The 16,742-nt window shown below is 61.2% G+C and carries 13 protein-coding genes; 7 read left to right on the top strand and 6 right to left on the bottom strand.

Features of this window, described 5'->3' with window-relative positions:
• Positions 1-97: 97 nt before the first annotated feature.
• From ACRX4W_RS05610 to ACRX4W_RS05600, 3 genes are all read right to left on the bottom strand, one after another.
• Positions 98-1,459 (bottom strand): ATP-binding protein, encoded by a 1,362-nt coding sequence (locus ACRX4W_RS05610; protein WP_432299574.1) that lies wholly within the window; start codon positions 1,457-1,459, stop codon positions 98-100.
• Positions 1,460-1,733: 274 nt separating this feature from the next.
• Entirely contained in the window at positions 1,734-2,063 is a 330-nt protein-coding gene (locus ACRX4W_RS05605; RefSeq protein WP_197032192.1) for a TIGR04076 family protein, read from the bottom strand.
• Positions 2,056-2,880: a PfkB family carbohydrate kinase gene (locus ACRX4W_RS05600; RefSeq protein WP_117773877.1), complete on the bottom strand. Its 825-nt coding sequence runs from the start codon at positions 2,878-2,880 to the stop codon at positions 2,056-2,058. Before ACRX4W_RS05600 ends, ACRX4W_RS05605 begins: the two co-directional genes overlap by 8 nt.
• A gap of 326 nt (positions 2,881-3,206) precedes the next feature.
• On the opposite strand from ACRX4W_RS05600, the gene ACRX4W_RS05595 reads away from it, so the two are divergent.
• From ACRX4W_RS05595 to ACRX4W_RS05585, 3 genes are read left to right on the top strand one after another with little or no spacing between them, the layout of a single operon-like run.
• Positions 3,207-3,710 carry a MarR family winged helix-turn-helix transcriptional regulator gene (locus ACRX4W_RS05595; RefSeq protein ID WP_117773876.1) on the top strand — a complete coding sequence of 168 codons (504 nt, stop codon included), beginning with the start codon at positions 3,207-3,209 and terminating at the stop codon, positions 3,708-3,710.
• Positions 3,703-5,517, top strand: a complete 1,815-nt coding sequence (locus ACRX4W_RS05590; protein WP_117773875.1) for an ABC transporter ATP-binding protein — start codon at positions 3,703-3,705, stop codon at positions 5,515-5,517. Before ACRX4W_RS05595 ends, ACRX4W_RS05590 begins: the two co-directional genes overlap by 8 nt.
• Positions 5,510-7,429, top strand: coding sequence for an ABC transporter ATP-binding protein (locus tag ACRX4W_RS05585; protein ID WP_117773874.1), 1,920 nt, complete (start codon positions 5,510-5,512; stop codon positions 7,427-7,429). The genes ACRX4W_RS05590 and ACRX4W_RS05585 overlap by 8 nt, the downstream gene beginning before the upstream one ends.
• 203 nt (positions 7,430-7,632) lie before the next feature.
• Here ACRX4W_RS05585 and ACRX4W_RS05580 read toward each other — a convergent pair whose 3' ends face one another.
• Complete coding sequence (locus ACRX4W_RS05580; protein ID WP_161194440.1) at positions 7,633-8,511, bottom strand: LysR family transcriptional regulator; 879 nt, start codon at positions 8,509-8,511, stop codon at positions 7,633-7,635.
• Between the two features lie 233 nt (positions 8,512-8,744).
• On the opposite strand from ACRX4W_RS05580, the gene ACRX4W_RS05575 reads away from it, so the two are divergent.
• From ACRX4W_RS05575 to ACRX4W_RS05560, 4 genes are all read left to right on the top strand, one after another.
• Positions 8,745-9,626: an SDR family NAD(P)-dependent oxidoreductase gene (locus ACRX4W_RS05575; RefSeq protein ID WP_124786612.1), complete on the top strand. Its 882-nt coding sequence runs from the start codon at positions 8,745-8,747 to the stop codon at positions 9,624-9,626.
• 65 nt (positions 9,627-9,691) lie between these two features.
• On the top strand, positions 9,692-10,948 hold the full coding sequence (locus ACRX4W_RS05570; RefSeq protein ID WP_432299569.1) for an MFS transporter: 1,257 nt from the start codon (positions 9,692-9,694) through the stop codon (positions 10,946-10,948).
• A gap of 68 nt (positions 10,949-11,016) precedes the next feature.
• Positions 11,017-12,057 carry a Gfo/Idh/MocA family oxidoreductase gene (locus ACRX4W_RS05565; RefSeq protein ID WP_117773867.1) on the top strand — a complete coding sequence of 347 codons (1,041 nt, stop codon included), beginning with the start codon at positions 11,017-11,019 and terminating at the stop codon, positions 12,055-12,057.
• Between the two features lie 411 nt (positions 12,058-12,468).
• Entirely contained in the window at positions 12,469-14,616 is a 2,148-nt protein-coding gene (locus ACRX4W_RS05560) for a Tex family protein (protein WP_432299567.1), read from the top strand.
• A gap of 381 nt (positions 14,617-14,997) precedes the next feature.
• Here ACRX4W_RS05560 and ACRX4W_RS05555 read toward each other — a convergent pair whose 3' ends face one another.
• Positions 14,998-15,702, bottom strand: coding sequence for a transaldolase (locus tag ACRX4W_RS05555; RefSeq protein WP_199580544.1), 705 nt, complete (start codon positions 15,700-15,702; stop codon positions 14,998-15,000).
• Positions 15,703-15,895: 193 nt separating this feature from the next.
• Complete coding sequence (locus tag ACRX4W_RS05550) at positions 15,896-16,723, bottom strand: HAD hydrolase family protein (RefSeq protein WP_158558636.1); 828 nt, start codon at positions 16,721-16,723, stop codon at positions 15,896-15,898.
• Positions 16,724-16,742 lie beyond the last annotated feature (19 nt).

Here is a 16,742-nt window from a genome sequence, read left to right as displayed (position 1 = left end):
AGATAATCCACGCTCGATATTTCGACGGCAGAAAATCCTCGCTCGATACTCACCGACGAGCTCAATGTGACAAAGGGACTGTCCATTTGTCACATTCCTAGACAGGTTTGACCTCCAGCTTTATCCCCTCGACACGGGAGTCGCCCAAAACATCCGGAAGGGTCCAAGTCGCATACAGAGGCAGATAGAGAACGCCCCCGTCACGCTCAACGTTGCCTCTCGAGAAAACAATCCCGCGCTTTACGCCATACTCGGCCGTTTCTAGCACATGGTTCAACGCGGCGTGCGCATGGTAATACGTCCCCAATTTAACCTCGATGGGCACAGACGTCCCATCCGGGCCGTCAATCACGAAATCGACCTCGCCCCGTTTCTTGGTCTGGTAGTAATACAGCCCTCTTCCCTGGGCAGCCAGCTGCTGAGCCACCACGTTTTCGTACACGCCGCCGAGGTTGGGCTCCTTGCTGTCGAGGTACGCCGCCTGGGCGACCCCGATAGGATAACGGGCCATCAGCATCCCGATATCGGACTGGTACAGCTTGAACTGGGACGCCCGTGCCGTCTTAAGCAGTGGGGACTTGGGCTCGGTCACGATGTCGGTCTTGAGAGCGACGCCGGCATCGACAAGCCAGACAAAATCTCGCTGGTATTTCTCGTAATGCGCCTTGGGATCTATGGAGTTGAGCACGAAACGCTTGTTCTCGCCCTCCAGCATGACAGGAAGCTGGTCGAAGATACTCTGCACCTGGAGCGCGCGCCCGTTCGCGTATTTCGAGATATCCCGACGGTATTGCCCGTTCAGCTCGGACTGGAGCTGGCGGACAGATGCCAGATCACCCTGCGTGTCGAGGAAGCGCTGCACGATCTCCGGCATACCGCCGACGACGATATAGGTCCTGAAGTTTGCCATCATTGCGTCGTGAATATAACCAGGAACCGGCGTCTCGTTGCGGCACGCATCGCAAATCGAGCGCCGCGCCTCTTCGCTCACCCCGATTGCCCAGCTGAACTCCTCAAAATCCAGCGGGAACATCCTGAGCTCATGGACGTACCCCACGGGATAAGACCTGACGCCCTTGAATTGGGTCCCAAGCATGGACCCCGAGAATGCCCAGCGACAACGGCCGTCCTCGACAAGGAACTTGGCCATCGTCATGATGTCCGGCGCCTCCTGCACCTCGTCGATAAACACGAGGGTCTCGCCCGGCGCTATCGACTTTCCCGAGAGAAGCGTCACCCTGCTAATGAAATCATCGGCATCTCGCGCCTCGAGGAGAGCGTCCCTTGCCTGGCGATTTTCCATGAGGTTGAGCTCGATGTAGGTTGCGTAGTTCGACTTACCGAACTCGCGAATCGAGTAGCTCTTGCCGATTTGGCGAGAACCCGTGACGAGCAGCGCCTTTCGTTCGATGAATCTCTGCCAACGATTAAGCTCGTCTGCGATTTTCCTGCGCAACATAAGCTCTCCCTTCGCCACGATAAATGAAATTCAGAAATTTATATCGACTATTATCAATGAAATGCAGAAATTTTTAGTACCGAAATTGGATGAAATGCAGAAATTTGACCTTACTCGCATACAGAATATAGACGAGAGCGCCTAAGCATAAGCGAGCTCATGATTCCCATATACAAATCGAGCGTGGATTTTCTCCCACTTTGAGCGTTCAATCGCGCCCAAAACGGGAGAAAATCCACGCTCAATGTTTCAATGGGAGAAAATCCTCGCTCGGCTACTCGTCGACGATCTCGGCGAGCCAGACGTTTAACGTATCGACCTCGGGGCAGCAGAACTTTGCCGTACCAGGCTCGTTGCCAGGTACGGTTCCGCCATAGCGCAGGATATCGATATAGGGAAAGCCCACATGGCAGGCCATGGCGCACATCTTGCCGCGGTCTCGGTCAAAGTCAAAGACGTCGCCCGGCTTGTGACCATGGTGGCAGCGGCACGTCCCCAGCTGGTCCACGCAGCTCACGCGGATACGCGGCCGCTTGCCACGCGGCGCGCCGAGCGGCCTGTTCTCGCCCGCAGGCTTGACGCCGCCCTCGCCAGCGTTACTCATGGTCAATCACATCCAGGCAGGCCTCGATGGGAAGGCCGGCCGACTTGTCCTCTTGGTCGGCATTGCGCTCGATAAGCTCAGCCACCACACGCATGGCATCGGACGTCGCGCGCTGCAGACTCCAACCTGCCATAACGCGGCCCATGAGCACCGCCGAGAACGTATCGCCCGTGCCCGGGAAATAGACCGGAATGAGCTCAAAGGGAATCGTGAAGTACTCCCCCGCCACATGGTCGTAACCGATAACCGCGTTCGTGCCATTTACCACGGCGCTCGTAATGACCACCGACTTGGCACCCAGCTCGCGCACGGCGTCCACAAGGGCGCGGGCCTCATCGGGCGTGATCTGCTCTGCAATAGGCGTATCGGCGAGCAGACAGGCCTCGGTGTAGTTGGGCACCGCGTAGTCTGCGCACTCCAGCAGGTGCCGCATAAGGCCAATCGTGGACTCGGGCACACCGGCATAGAGCTTGCCGTTGTCGCCCATGATGGGATCGACGAACACCTTGGTGCCCTTTTGCGCGCGGCGGTGGCAAAAGTCCGAGATGATACGCGTCTCTTCCTCGGTCACGATAAAGCCGGTCGAGATGGCGTCGAACTCAAAGCCGAGCTCCTCCCAGATGGCGAGGCTCTGGCGCACGTACTCGGTGGTGTCGTGGATGTAGAACTTGGGATAGTTGAGCGTATCGGACACAAGTGCCGTCGGCAGGTTATGGATACGGTAGCCCATGTGCGACAGCACCGGCAGCATGGCGGAAAGCGCGACCTTGCCGTAGCCGCACATATCGTTAATCAGCAGCAGCTGAGTATTCTTCATGAGGGTCTCCCTTGTTTCGGGCGCGGCGCGGCAGCGCCACAGTGCGACTAAGTGTAGCGCAGGGGACGTTGTGAACGGGCGCTGGCACCGCAGAGGACGAATTGTTGCGGAAAGGTTGCGGGAAGGAGGAAGTTAGTCGTTGGGGACGTTCTTAAATGACTAGTCGACACAAGGAGTGTCCCCAAATGCCGGCACATAAGGAACGTCCCTAAGTGCCGCTCGAACATAATAAGTTTGGTACCTTGACATTTATTTACCGTGCTCCTAAATTGGTTAGGCACAAAACAATTCAACTACCTAACTAAAGAAAGGAGCGAAGCTTAGATATGTGTGTTGAACCACTCGTCCTTCCGCATGAGCCCAGCGGTGACCCGTCGCAACCGGTAGACATACCCGAAGCGGTCAGCGCCGAAGACAAACTCGCCAAGCGCATCCTGAGCGGCCTGGGCTTTTGCGGCCATTACATGCATTTTCATGGCGGAGGCGTGTCCGGCAAGGCGCCCATCATCTGCCTGCTGGCCAAGCAACCCGGCGGCGAGATGTCGCAGCAGGAACTCGGCATGCACTTTGACCTCAAGCCGGGGTCGCTTTCCGAGATCCTGTCCAAGCTCGAGCTCAACGGCCTCATCGAGCGCAGCCGTAACCCCAAGGATCGACGGCAGCTCACCATTCGCCTGACCGAAACCGGCCGGGAAAACGCCCGCATCGACCAGGCGGCCCGCATTCGCTTTAGAGAGCAGGCCTTTAGCGCGCTCACCCATGACGAGCGCGAGGACCTCGCCGAAATGCTCGATAAAATCCGCGTAACCTGGGAGGAACTGGATGATTAAAACCCTCATGGGCAGCATCCGCGACTATATGAAAGTCACCGTTGCCACGCCGTTGCTCGTGCTTGGCGAGGTGCTCTGCGAGATGCTGATTCCATTTATCACCGCCAACCTGATCGACGCCATCAAAGACGGCGCCACCGTAGCCGAGATGCTTCCCACCGCGGGCCTTTTGGTGCTCATCGCGCTGACATCGCTTGCTTTTGGCGCCGCGGCAGGCGTCACCTGCAGCCATGCGAGCTGCGGCTTCGCCAAGAACCTGCGTCACGACCTGTTCTACAAAATCCAGACGTTCAGCTTTGCCAACATCGATGAGTTCTCGAGCTCCTCGCTCGTCACGCGCCTGACCACCGACATCAACAACGTGCAGCAGGCCTTTATGATGATCATCCGTATCGCCGTGCGCGCGCCGCTGGTATTGATCTTCGCCTTTACCATGGCATTTATCATGGGCGGCAGCGTTGCCATGGTCTACCTGGTCATCATTCCGCTGCTGGGCTTTGGGCTGTTCTTTATCATCTTTAAGGTGCGCCCCATCTTCTCGCGCGTGTTCCACAAGTACGATGCCCTTAACGAGTCCGTCGAGGAAAACGTCACCGGCATGCGCGTGGTTAAGAGCTACGTACGCGAAGACTTTGAGAAGGAGAAGTTCGCGGCCGCCGCGCGCGATGTCCAGACGGACTTCACCCGCGCCGAGAAGCTGCTCGCCTTTAACAACCCCATGATGAACATCTGCGTCAACGGCGCGTTTGTCGTCATCATCTACCTGGGCTCCAAGCTCATCATCACGAGCCAGGGCACGCTGTTCGACGTGGGCCAGCTCTCCTCGACCTTTACCTATGGTTTCCAGATTCTCATGAGCCTGATGCAGCTGTCGATGATCTTTGTCATGGTGACCATGGCCGACGAATCGGCACACCGCATTGCCGAGGTGCTGGCCGCCGAGCCCACGATCGCCGATCCCGCCGAGCCCGTGCTCGAGGTTGCCGACGGTTCCATCGACTTTGACCACGTGAGTTTTAAGTATTCCAAGCATGCGAAGCGCCAGGCGCTCGACGATATCGACCTGCACATTACGAGCGGCGAGACCATCGGCATCATCGGCGGCACCGGCTCGGCCAAGTCCACGCTCGTTAACCTCATCGCCCGCCTGTACGACACCACCGAAGGCGCTGTGCGCGTGGGCGGCGTGGACGTGCGCGACTACGACCTGGACGCGCTGCGTCACCAGGTCGCCATGGTGCTGCAGAAAAACGTGCTGTTTAGCGGCACCATCGCCGAGAACCTGCGTTGGGGCGACCCGAACGCCACCGACGAGGAAGTCCGCGAGGCAGCGCATCTGGCCTGCGCCGACGAGTTTGTCGACGGTTTCCCCAAGGGCTACGACACCTGGATCGAACAGGGCGGCTCTAATGTTTCGGGCGGTCAGAAGCAGCGCCTGTGCATTGCACGCGCCCTGCTGCGTCGCCCCAAGATCTTGATCCTGGACGACTCCACCAGCGCCGTCGACACCAAGACCGACGCAAAGATCCGCGCAGGACTGGCAAGCTATCTGCCCAACACGACCAAGCTCATCATCGCCCAGCGCATCAGCTCCGTGCAGGACGCAGACCGTATCATCGTCATGGAGGGCGGCCGTATCGCGCAGATCGGCAACCATGACGAGCTGCTTAAGACAAGCGAGATCTACCGCGAGACCTTCACCTCGCAAAACAAGATGAGCGCCGAGGGCGAAGGGGCCGTCGAGGCCGACACCGAGGCATCCGCAACGCAAGCTCAGACTCAAGAAGGAGGCGAGGCCCATGAGTAAGGCAACGACCGCCGAGCGCGCGCTCAACCGCAAGGGCGGCACCATGTCGCGCCTCATCAAGACGCTCTTTGGCTTCTATCCCGTGCTTTTGCCCCTCGTCGTCGCCGGCGTGGTGCTCTGCGCCATCATCAACTCCATCGGCGCGACCTTCCTGCAGAGCGCCCTGCAAATTATTGGCGAATCGTGGCAGTCGGGCGATTGGGAAGCCGCGCAGCCCAAGATCGCACAGCTCGTGACCACCCTCGCCTGCATCTACGGCGTCGGCGTCCTGTCCTCGCTCTTCTGGAACCGCGCCATGGCTATCGTCACGCAGGGCTCGCTGGAGAAGCTGCGCGAGATGATGTTCAACCGCATGCAGGACCTGCCGATCCGCTACTTCGACACGCACCAGCGCGGCGATGTCATGAGCCACTACACCAACGACATCGACACGCTGCGTCAGATGATCAGCCAGTCGCTGCCCAACCTGCTCATGACGATCATCATCATCGTCACGGTGTTCTTTATCATGCTGTACTACAGCGTGTGGATGTGCCTGGTCATCATCGCCGGCGTCGCCTTTATGACCTTTATGACCAAGCTGCTCGGCTCCAACTCCGCGCGCTTCTTCATTGCGCAGCAGACCGAGCTCGGCGTGGTCGAGGGCCATATCGAGGAGGTCATGAACGGCCAGAAGGTCGTCAAGGCGTTCTGCCACGAGTCTGCCGCCGAGGCCGATTTTGACGAGCGCAACGAAAAGCTCTTCGAGGTCTCCCAGAAGGCCAACATGTACGCCAACATCCTCATGCCCATCCTTATGAACCTGGGCAACCTGCTCTACGTGCTGGTCGCACTGGCGGGCGGCATTTTCCTGGCGCTGGGCGCGCCCAACCTGAGCATCTCGGGCATGGCGCTGTCCATCGCCGTCGTGGTGCCGTTCCTCAACATGACCAAGCAGTTCTGCGGACAGATCGGCCAGATCTCGCAGCAGATCAACGCCGTGGTCATGGGCCTCGCCGGCGCCGACCGCATCTTTGAGCTCATCGACGAGAAGCCCGAGGCCGACGAAGGCTACGTGACGCTCGTCAACGCACAGGTGAACCCCGAAACCTGGGAGCTCGAGGAGGCCGACCACCACACCGGCATGTGGGCATGGAAACATCCGCACCGCGCAACCGGCGAGATCGAGTACGTGCCGCTGCGCGGCGACCTGGTCATGGACAACGTCGACTTTGGCTACACGCCCGACCACGAGGTGCTGCACGGCGTGTCCGTGTTTGCCAAGCCGGGCCAGAAGGTCGCGTTTGTCGGCGCCACCGGTGCCGGCAAGACGACCATCACCAACCTCATCAACCGCTTCTATGACATTGCCGACGGCAAGATTCGCTACGACGGCATCAACGTCAATAAGATCCGCAAGGCCGATCTGCGCCGCTCGCTGGGCGTCGTGCTGCAGGACGTGAACCTGTTCACCGGCACCGTGATGGATAACATCCGCTACGGCAACCTGGATGCGACCGACGAGGAGTGCATCGCGGCGGCCAAGCTCGCGGGCGCGGACGACTTTATCACCCGCCTGCCCGACGGCTACGACACCATGCTTACCGGCAACGGTGCCCAGCTGTCGCAAGGCCAGCGTCAGCTGATTTCGATCGCGCGCGCCGCCGTCGCCGATCCGCCGGCAATGATTCTGGACGAGGCCACGAGCTCCATCGACACCCGCACCGAGGCCATCGTGCAGGCGGGCATGGATAAGCTCATGGAGGGCCGCACGACGTTTGTCATCGCGCACCGCCTGTCCACCGTGCGCAACTCTGACGCGATCATCTGCCTGGATCACGGCCGCATCATCGAGCGCGGCAACCATGATGAGCTGATTGCCAAGCGCGGGTATTACTACCAGCTGTACACGGGTGCGTTTGAGCTGGAGTAGGAACGGTTACTGACGGAGGGTGCCCCGGGGCGGCGGGGTAATTCCTCCGTGCTCAAACATTCTCGCTTCGCTGCGAAACTGCGCGCGGAGGAAATACCCCGCCGCCCCGGGGCACCCTCCTGCGCGCAATCAGCCCGTTGTTTAAAACGGAATAAAGGTTAGTGAGGCCCTGGCCGTTTGGCCAGGGCCTCGTTTTGTGTAAGCTACTTGAGGAGTTGGGCCATGGCGTTGACGAATTTTTGTACTTGGAGGGTGGGCTCGAGCGGGTAGTGCAAGAAGACCGGCACCTCGCGGCCACATAGGAACGGCACGCCTACAAAAGCCGGGTGCACGCCCGACCACGCCCCGCAAGTGAGCACCGCGTCGCCCTTTTCCTCCGCCTCGTTAAAGAGCGCAAAGTCAAAACTGTCCACGTCGATCACGTCCACGCCGCCATCGGCCAAAAGATCGATGCGCAGGCTGTCCATGGCGTCGTTGCCGTGGCGCAGTACGCGCAGACGCATACCCTCCAAGTCGGCAACCGTAATGCGATTCTTGCGCGCCAGCGGGCTCGTGCGCGGCACATCAATATAAAACGGTACGTTGACGATAAGGAGCTTTTGGCAGGCATCACCCCAGCGTGGGGTTGAAAAACTCGATTGCACCACATCGACCTCGCGGCCCAAGCTGCGCATGACGGTCTCGCGCTCGTCGTAGAGATCGCTTACCGGCACGATCTCAAATCGCAGCGACGGTTCCAGATCGTGGATGCCCGACCACATCGACAGCGTTTGGCGCCCCGGGCACATCATCGACACGCCCAGGCGCACGGCACCGCCATCGCCCGCCGCGCGTCGGGCACGGCGCAACGCATCCTCGGACTGACGCATGATCGAGCGCGCATCGTCTACCAGCAGCGCACCCGCCGGCGTCACCTTAACGCCCGAATGCGAGCGCTCGAACAACGTGATGCCAAACTCGGCCTCGAACCCCGACACCTGTTTGACGAGAGCCGGGGTCGACACACGTAGTTTTGCCGCCGCGCGCGAGAAGCTTCCCAGCTCCGCGGCGGCCGATATGGCCTCAAGTCGTCGATCGTACACGTTAATCTCCCGTTTTCGCGCCCGTGGCCACATGGTGCCACAGGAGGTTGTTTTCGCAGGTCATGCGCTCAATTGAGAATAAACTGCATCGCACAGTGTAAACCTATGGTTAACGCCATTCTAACAAATATGCAATTCACCTGCGCAAATGCAAAGCATACGATAACCAGCGAAAACCACGTGGGTCGGTTAATGGGAGCGACCCACCGGGAGGCATAAGAAGGGAAGTTCCTATGAGCAATTGGCTTAAGCTCGAGGGCGATGTCTGCGCCGTGACCGGCGCGCTCGGCGGTATGGGCGTCGAGATTTGCCGCGAGTTCGCCCGCAACGGCGCCAACGTCGTCCTGCTCGACCTGGACGAGGAGAAGGTCAAGGCCGCTGCCGCCGACCTTGCTGCCGAGTTTGGCATCCACGCCGAGGGTTACAAGATGAACGCCACCGACGAGGCCGAGGTTCAGGCTGCCGTCGACGCCACCATCGCCAACTTCGGCCGTGTCGACGTCCTCGTCAACACCGCCGGCATCCTGCGCTTCGCAGCCATGGAGGACCTGCCGCTCTCCGACTGGAACGAGGTCATCAACGTCAACCTCACCGGCTACTTCATCACCTCGCAGCGCTTTGGTCGCGAAATGATCAAGGCTGGCCAGGGTCGCCTGGTGCACATCTCGACCGTTGCCAGCCACTCCCCCGAGACGTTCTCGGGCGTGTACAGCTCCACCAAGGCCGGCGTCAACATGATGTCCAAGATGCTCGCCGCCGAGTGGGGCCCCTACGGCGTGCGCTCCAACTGCGTCGAGCCCTGCTTTGTTAAGACCCCGATGTCGGCGAGCTTTTACGCCGACCCCGAGGTCGAGAAGAGCCGCAGCCGCCTCATCGCCACGCGCCGCATCGGCGAGGTCAGTGATATCGCCAACGCCGTCATGTTCCTGGCGTCCAAGCGCTCGGACTTTACCACCGGCGACGCCATCAAGGTCGATGGCGGCTTCTCCAATATGATGGGCGACCTCACCGCCAAGCCCGGCGGCCGTCGAGCCTTTGCCGACAACTACCTCAAGAACAAGGGTGTCGAGCTTTGGTCCGACGAGTCTGGCGTCGCAAAGCCCACTGACCAGTAAACCAGCCTGACAGGGAGGCTCGCGGTGACGCCTGCCCCTCCCCCGCATCGATTAGAAAGAGTCCAATGGCTTCCACCAACTCCAACAAGGGTCGCGCCGTCGTGCTTTCCGCCGCGTGCGTCACCATGTTCTTCATCAGCTCCATCGCGCTGTATTCCGTCGTGAGCAAGAACCTGCTCGCCGTCTACCCCGAGTGGTCCAGCGCTCTTACCTGGGCTTTCCCGGTCTTTCAGACCATCATGGCCGTAACGGGCATCTTCGCCGGCCGCATCTCCGATAAGATCGGCCCGCGCAACGTCGTGATCGCCGCCGCCGTGTGCTACGGCCTGGGCTGGTTCATGTCCGGCACCGTTACCGAGCCGTGGCAGTTCTACCTGTGGTTCTCGCTCGTCGCCGCCATCGGCAATGGCCTGGGCTACAACCCGGCGCTCACCACCGGCCAAAAGTGGTTCATCGACAAGAAGGGCCTCGCCTCCGGCATCACCCTTGCCGCCTCCACCGCCGGCCCCGCCGTGCTGTCCCCGGTGCTCGCCTCGCTGCTCATCCCGAGTCTCGGCATCTTTGGCGCCCTCAAGGCACTCGGCGTCATCTTCTTTGTAATGATCGCCGCCTCCGCCCTGTTCCTGAAGGCCCCCGAGGTCGGCTGGCTGCCCGAGGGCTTCGAGGCCCCCAAGGGCGGTGCGCACGCCGGCACCTTCGGCGACCTCACCCCAGGCGAGATGGTCAAGACCCCGCGCTTCTGGGTCCTCATCGTCACCTTCGCCTTTGCCGCCACCGCGGGCACCCTGCTCGTGGGCAAGGTTGCCTCCATCGCCGCCGTCCAGCTCTTCGCCGACCCCACGAGCGCCGCGGCCGTCGCCCTCGGTGGCGTGGTGGTCTCCGTCAACACCTGCGCCAACCTGGTCGGCCGTCTGTCCTTTGGTCAGATCATCGACAAGCTCGGCGCCTACAAGTCGCTGCTCATCAGCCTTGTCGTCACCATCGTCGCACTCGTCATCATGTCGATGAGCTTTACGCAGAGCATGTTCTTTGTGGCGCTCGCCCTGCTCGGCTTTAGCTTTGGCGCCCTGCTCGTCATCTACCCGCCGCTTACCGGTGGCGCCTTTGGCACCAGCAACATCGGTGTCAACTACGGCATCATGTTCTTGGGCTATGCCGCTTCTACCTGGATCAGCCAGCCCATCACCGCCGTGCTGTATCACGCCGAGGCCGGCAGCGCTGCCTACCAGCAGTCCTTCTACGGCGCCATCGTGATCGCCGCCATCGCCGTCGTGCTCACCGTCTACATGATGGTCTCCGACAGCAAGAAGAAGTCCGCCTAGTTATACCAATGTGGCAAAGGGACAGTCCCTTTGCCACATTCGCCAGCCACCAGCATTAAGGAGTCGAAATGTCTGAGCTCAACCCCGTCCGCATTGCCGTCATCGGCGCCGGCGCCATGGGCCGCAACCACATCCGCTTTGTCACCGAGGAGCCCGAGGCCGAGCTCGTCGCCATCGCCGACGCCTTTGAGGGCGCCCGCGCCACGGCCGAGGCCGCCGGCGTGCCGTTCTTTACCGATCCCGCCCAGATGATGGACGAGGTCAAGCCCGAGGCCGTCATCATCGCCACCCCCAACGACCTGCACCTGGGCGTTGCTCGCGAGGCCATCAAGCGCAACATCGTGCCGCTGGTCGAAAAGCCGATCTCCAACGATCTTGAGGATGCCCAGGCCTTCGCCGCCGAGGCCGAGACCGCCGGTGTGCCCGTGCTCGTGGGTCAGCACCGTCGCCACAACCCCTTCGTCAACAAGGCCAAGGAGATCATCGAGTCCGGCGAGCTGGGCAAGCTCACCGTGTCGAGCTTCCACTACATGATCTATAAGAACGACGAGTACTTCGATGTCGAGTGGCGCCGCAAGAAGGGTGCTGGCCCGATCCTGGTCAACCTGGTGCACGACGTCGACCTGCTCCGCTACCTGTTGGGCGAGCCCGTTGCCGTCCAGGGCATGCAGTCCAGCGCCGCCCGCGGTTTTGAGACCGAGGACTCCGCCGTGGTCAACGTCCGCTTTGCCGATGGCGCGCTCGCGAGCATGACCATCTCCGACGCCACCGCCAGCCCCTGGAACTGGGAGGCAACCGCTCGCGAGGATCCGCAGTACCGCCCCTTCGACGCTGACGCCTACTTTATCGGCGGAACCTTGGGCGCCCTGTCGCTGCCCCGCCTGCACCAGTTCTCCTACGACGGCGCCTCTAACTGGCACAAGCCGCTGCAGATGGAGATTCCGGCCGTCGACCCGGCGCTTCCCCACAAGATGCAGCTCAAGCACTTTGTGAAGGTCGTCCGCCGCGAGGTCGAGCCCGTCGTGACGCCGGCCGACAACGTCAAGACGCTCACGCTTCTCAACGCCGTCAAGGAGGCCGCCGAGACCGGCCAGCTCGTCGAGCTGTAACGCCTTAAGAGCGGCCGCGACAGAAACCCCATGCCGAGCCCCTCGGTCCGCCACAAATAAGCCCCTCTTCTTTGCCCCGCGAGCAGCCTCCTGCCCGCGGGGCTTTTTGCTACTTCGCTGACGATTTTTCTGAGATGGGGGCCTTTTTGCACCTCAGCTTGATTCGTTCGCCACGAAAGCGGCCTATCTACTACGTTTAACCGATCGCCCTCAACCATGCCAAATTTCGCGGAATAAAAACCGCAGGTAAACGGCTTGCCACTTTTCGGAAAACCGGGGGATGGTCGACCCACACGGTTCAAACGTAGTAGATAGGCCGCTTTCATGGCGCGGCCCCAAAACAGTCTTTTGGGACGGGTGGTATCCTTGGTAGCTCTGTGCTGCAAACGCACCTTAAACGCAAGGAGTCCCATGGATCTTATCGCCCAGCTCGCGCGCGAGCTCAACCTTAAGGCCGCCAACGTCGAGGCAGCCGTCAAGCTCATCGACGAGGGCAACACCATCCCCTTTATCTCGCGCTACCGTAAAGAGGCCACCGGCGGCATGGATGACGTCGCCCTGCGCGCGCTCGACGAGCGCCTGTCCTACCTGCGCAATCTTGAGCAGCGCAAAGAGGACGTCATCCTGCTCATCGACGCGCAGGGCAAGCTCACGCCCGAGCTTGAGCAGCAGATTCGCGAGGCCACGCAGCTCCAGCGCGTCGAGGACCTCTACAAACCCTACCGCAAAAAGCGCATGACCCGAGCACAGAAGGCCCGCGAGGCGGGACTCGAGCCGCTCGCCAATATGATCATCATGCAGGCCTCGGCCAAGGGCAGCGCGCTCGACGCCGCCGCGGCATACGTCAACGAGGAGGCCGGCTTCGACACGCCCGAAAAGGCGCTCGCCGGCGCCGCCGACATCGTGGCCGAGACGGTGGCCGAGGACCCCGAGAACGTCGCCGATCTGCGCGCCTTTACGCAAAACACCGCCGACATCGTCGTCGAGGCCACCGACCCCGCCGAGAAGACCCCCTACGAGCCGTACTACAGCTATGATGAGCCGCTGCGCCGTATACCCAACCACCGCGTGCTGGCTATCGACCGCGGTGAGCGCGAGGGCAAGCTCCGCGTGCGCGTGAACGTCGACGGCGCTGCCGCTACGGCACGCCTCGGCAGCCGCTGGCCCCGTCGCCAGGGCGTGTTTGCTCCCGTCTTTGACGCCGCCATCGCCGATGGCTACAAGCGCCTCATGGCCCCCTCGCTGGAGCGCGAGGCCCGCGCCAAACTCACCGTTCGTGCCCAGACCGAGGCCATCAACGTCTTTGCCAAGAATCTCGAGGGCTTGCTCTCGGCGCGCCCCGTGCGCGGCGCCCGCGTGCTCGCGCTCGATCCGGGCTACCGCACCGGCTGCAAGGTCGCCGTCATGGACGAGACCGGCAAGCTACTCGACCACGGCGTGGTCTATCCCACCAAGCCGCGCCACGACGTCGCCGGCACCAAGCGCGAGCTCGCCCGCCTCGTCAAGAAGGACAGCGTCAACACCATCGTCATCGGCAACGGCACCGCCAGCCGCGAGACCGAGGAAGTCGTCTCGGAGTTCATTGCCGAGCAGGCGCCTGGGCTGCGATACACCATTGTTAACGAGGCGGGCGCGTCGGTGTACTCCGCCTCCGAGCTCGCGAGCCAGGAGTATCCCGATCTGGATGTCACCGTACGTGGCGCCATGAGCCTGGGCCGCCGTCTGCAAGACCCGCTGGCAGAGCTCGTCAAGATTCCGCCCCAGTCCATCGGCGTTGGCCAGTACCAGCACGACCTTGACCAGGCCGAGCTTTCGCGCACCTTGGGCCACGTGGTGGAAGACGTCGTCAACCGTGTGGGCGTCGACGTCAACACCGCGAGCGCAAGCCTGCTGGGCTACGTGTCGGGCATTACGCCGAGCGTAGCCAAAAACATCGTGGCCTACCGCGAGGAAAACGGCGCCTTTACCGATCGCCGCCAGCTCAAGAAGGTCCCCAAGCTGGGACCCAAGGCGTACCTCAACGCCGCAGGTTTCCTGCGCATCAGCGGCGGCAAGAACCCGCTCGACGCGACAAGCGTCCACCCCGAAAGCTACGAGGTGGCCACGGCCGTCCTGGAGCGCGCCGGCGTTGCGGCAAGCGAGCTCAGCCGCGGCGGCGTGCCCGATATCGAGCGCCGCCTGGGCAGCATCTCGGCGCTGGCAAGCGACCTGGACTGCGGCACCCTCACGCTCATCGACATCGTCAACGAGCTCAAGAAGCCCGGTCGCGACCCGCGCGACGACGCGCCCGAGGTAGTCTTTAGCCGCTCGGCGCTTTCGATCGACGACCTGGAGCCCGGCATGGAACTCAAGGGCACGGTGCGCAACGTCGTCGACTTTGGCGCCTTCGTCGACGTGGGCGTGCACCAGGACGGCCTCGTACACATCTCCAAGCTCGCCAACCGCTTCGTCAAGCACCCGAGCGACGTGGTGCGCGTCGGTGACACGGTCAAGGTGTGGGTCGAAAAGGTCGATCGCGACCGCAAGAAGATCTCCCTCACCATGGTGCAGGGGAAGTAAACCGCCAAAGCAAGGGTCCCCCCTCTCGCGACGTGCAAAATCGCGAGTATTCTGCAAATTCCACCGTTCCGGATGCCCCTCAGAGACGAAAAAGCAAGAAACAGCCCCCGTTTTAGCGTCATCAGAGCCAAAACGGGGGCTGTTCCATGCTTCACCCAGCTGGTAAAAGCCTTTACCTTGCTGAATACTCTCAATTTTGCACGGCGCAGGCGGGGGTACCTTTGTCCACGGCAGGATATGGAAGCCTATCACCAACCTACCGGCAAGTTCGTGTCGGCAGCCCCGGCCTTTCCTTTGCCTAGCGCGACCCTCGCGAAGCGCGTGAGCGATAGGGAAAGGAAAGGCCGGGGCGAACAACCCGCGATGTAGCCAGCGTTCGCGTTACGGCAGGATATGGAAACCGAGCGAGGCGATATCCTTGGCAAAACCGCGCACGGTATCGAGCGAGACCTCGTACGGGTCACGGCCGATGTTCTTACGCTTGGCCAGGATGCTGTTGGGCACCGTGATGATCTGGCAACCGCATCCTTCCGCCTGGTAAATATTGATAAGCTCACGCGTGGATGCCCACAGGACCTCGCAGTTGGGCTTGGCGGCGGCCTTCTTGACCGACTCCGTCATAAACGGAATGGGGTCGACGCCGGTATCGGCGATGCGGCCGGCAAAGAGCGAGATGATGGACGGTGTCTCGGCATCAACGGCCTCGACCATCTCGTCGACCTGCGTAGGCGTAAAGATGGTGGTGACGTTGACCTTGATGCCGTCGGCCGAAAGCTTGCGCACCAGCTCGGCGGTGGACTCACCCTTGGTGGTCACGCACGGAATCTTGACGTAGACGTTCTCGGCCCAGGTAGCGATCTCGCGGGCCTCGACCTCCATGGTCTCGACGTCGTCGGCAAAGACCTCAAACGACACGGACACATCGGTGATGTGGGCCAGGACCTCCTTGGCAAACGCGCGGTAATCCGTCACGCCGCCCTTCTTCATAAGGGACGGGTTGGTCGTGAAACCCTGAACGTTGCCGTTCTCGTACATGTCGAGCATGCCCTCGAGATTTGCACCGTCAGCGAACACCTTGATTGCCATCTGCCTGATTCCTTTCGTTAGCATACGGCCGATAAACTGCTAAACACTTTACCTACGTTTATCAAGGCGTGAACTGCGGGTTTTTATCTTCTCGGCGAACGGTATAAACACCTCAGTGTTTGGATTGATAAATCGATTGAGCATGCAAAAGCAAAGAGTCGCAGTTTGAGCAAACGTCAGAAGGCGAGATTCATTAGATGAGGCCGAAATGTTGCATCGCTGTGACGGTGCCATCGTGTGCGACATCGTCGGTCACGTAGTCGGCGACTGCCTTGACCTCGGGCATGGCGTTGCCCATGGCTACAGCCGTCTCGACGGCGGCGAGCATACCCAGATCGTTGCCGGAATCGCCAAAGCCAAAGGTGCGCGCGTTGCCGGTGCGACCCAGGTATTCCAGCGCTCGCGCCACGCCCACGCCCTTGTCGATGCCCTTGGGGCTCAGCTCGCGATTCTGACCACCGGTGTTGCACAGCTCAAACTCGCGCTCGATAAAGCCATCGTCGTTGGCTACGCGAGCTAGGTCGCACGCGTTAATGCACACCTTGCCTACGCGCAAATGCCCATCGACGCGCATCTGATCAACGCCATGCACCACGCCGGCGCCTAGCAGAAATGACTGTTCGACACCAACTGGCTCAAGTGAATAGGTGGCACCGTTCGTCTCGAACAACGCCTCGCCGCCCGCCACAGTAATGCGACGCGCGAGCTCCTCAACAATGTCCTCGTCAATGCAGTCCTCGTGTGCCACGCGGCCCTCGACCTCGAGCGTGGCCCCCGCCATGGCAACGACGCCCGCGGGGTCGAGCGCACGCAAACTGTCCGCGATGAGCCACAGGGGACGACCCGTGCAGATAAACGCCTTGTGCCCCGCATCGCGCAGTGCATGGAACGCCTCAACCACCGTCTGCGAAGGGCGAACCGCCGAAAAGTCCTTATCGGTCATATCGTCGGGATCGAACGACGTCAGCGTGCCGTCCACGTCAAAAAAGAGCACAGCGGGTTCGGGACACGCATCAATCATATGGGTTCCTTTCGAGGAT

This window comes from Collinsella aerofaciens, assembly GCF_964283865.1.
Classification (GTDB): Bacteria; Actinomycetota; Coriobacteriia; order Coriobacteriales; family Coriobacteriaceae; genus Collinsella.
Note: the sequence above shows the minus strand (reverse complement) of the source record. Positions and strands in the feature narration are given on the sequence as shown.

What these genes read in the sequence shown, in the direction of transcription:
- ACRX4W_RS05610 (WP_432299574.1), bottom strand. Translation starts at nt 1,459, where the DNA reads ATGTTGCGCAGGAAAATCGCAGACGAGCTTAATCGTTGGCAGAGATTC.
- ACRX4W_RS05605 (WP_197032192.1), bottom strand. Translation starts at nt 2,063, where the DNA reads ATGAGTAACGCTGGCGAGGGCGGCGTCAAGCCTGCGGGCGAGAACAGG.
- ACRX4W_RS05600 (WP_117773877.1), bottom strand. Translation starts at nt 2,880, where the DNA reads ATGAAGAATACTCAGCTGCTGCTGATTAACGATATGTGCGGCTACGGC.
- ACRX4W_RS05595 (WP_117773876.1), top strand. Translation starts at nt 3,207, where the DNA reads ATGTGTGTTGAACCACTCGTCCTTCCGCATGAGCCCAGCGGTGACCCG.
- ACRX4W_RS05590 (WP_117773875.1), top strand. Translation starts at nt 3,703, where the DNA reads ATGATTAAAACCCTCATGGGCAGCATCCGCGACTATATGAAAGTCACC.
- ACRX4W_RS05585 (WP_117773874.1), top strand. Translation starts at nt 5,510, where the DNA reads ATGAGTAAGGCAACGACCGCCGAGCGCGCGCTCAACCGCAAGGGCGGC.
- ACRX4W_RS05575 (WP_124786612.1), top strand. Translation starts at nt 8,745, where the DNA reads ATGAGCAATTGGCTTAAGCTCGAGGGCGATGTCTGCGCCGTGACCGGC.
- ACRX4W_RS05570 (WP_432299569.1), top strand. Translation starts at nt 9,692, where the DNA reads ATGGCTTCCACCAACTCCAACAAGGGTCGCGCCGTCGTGCTTTCCGCC.
- ACRX4W_RS05565 (WP_117773867.1), top strand. Translation starts at nt 11,017, where the DNA reads ATGTCTGAGCTCAACCCCGTCCGCATTGCCGTCATCGGCGCCGGCGCC.
- ACRX4W_RS05560 (WP_432299567.1), top strand. Translation starts at nt 12,469, where the DNA reads ATGGATCTTATCGCCCAGCTCGCGCGCGAGCTCAACCTTAAGGCCGCC.
- ACRX4W_RS05555 (WP_199580544.1), bottom strand. Translation starts at nt 15,702, where the DNA reads ATGGCAATCAAGGTGTTCGCTGACGGTGCAAATCTCGAGGGCATGCTC.
- ACRX4W_RS05550 (WP_158558636.1), bottom strand. Translation starts at nt 16,723, where the DNA reads ATGATTGATGCGTGTCCCGAACCCGCTGTGCTCTTTTTTGACGTGGAC.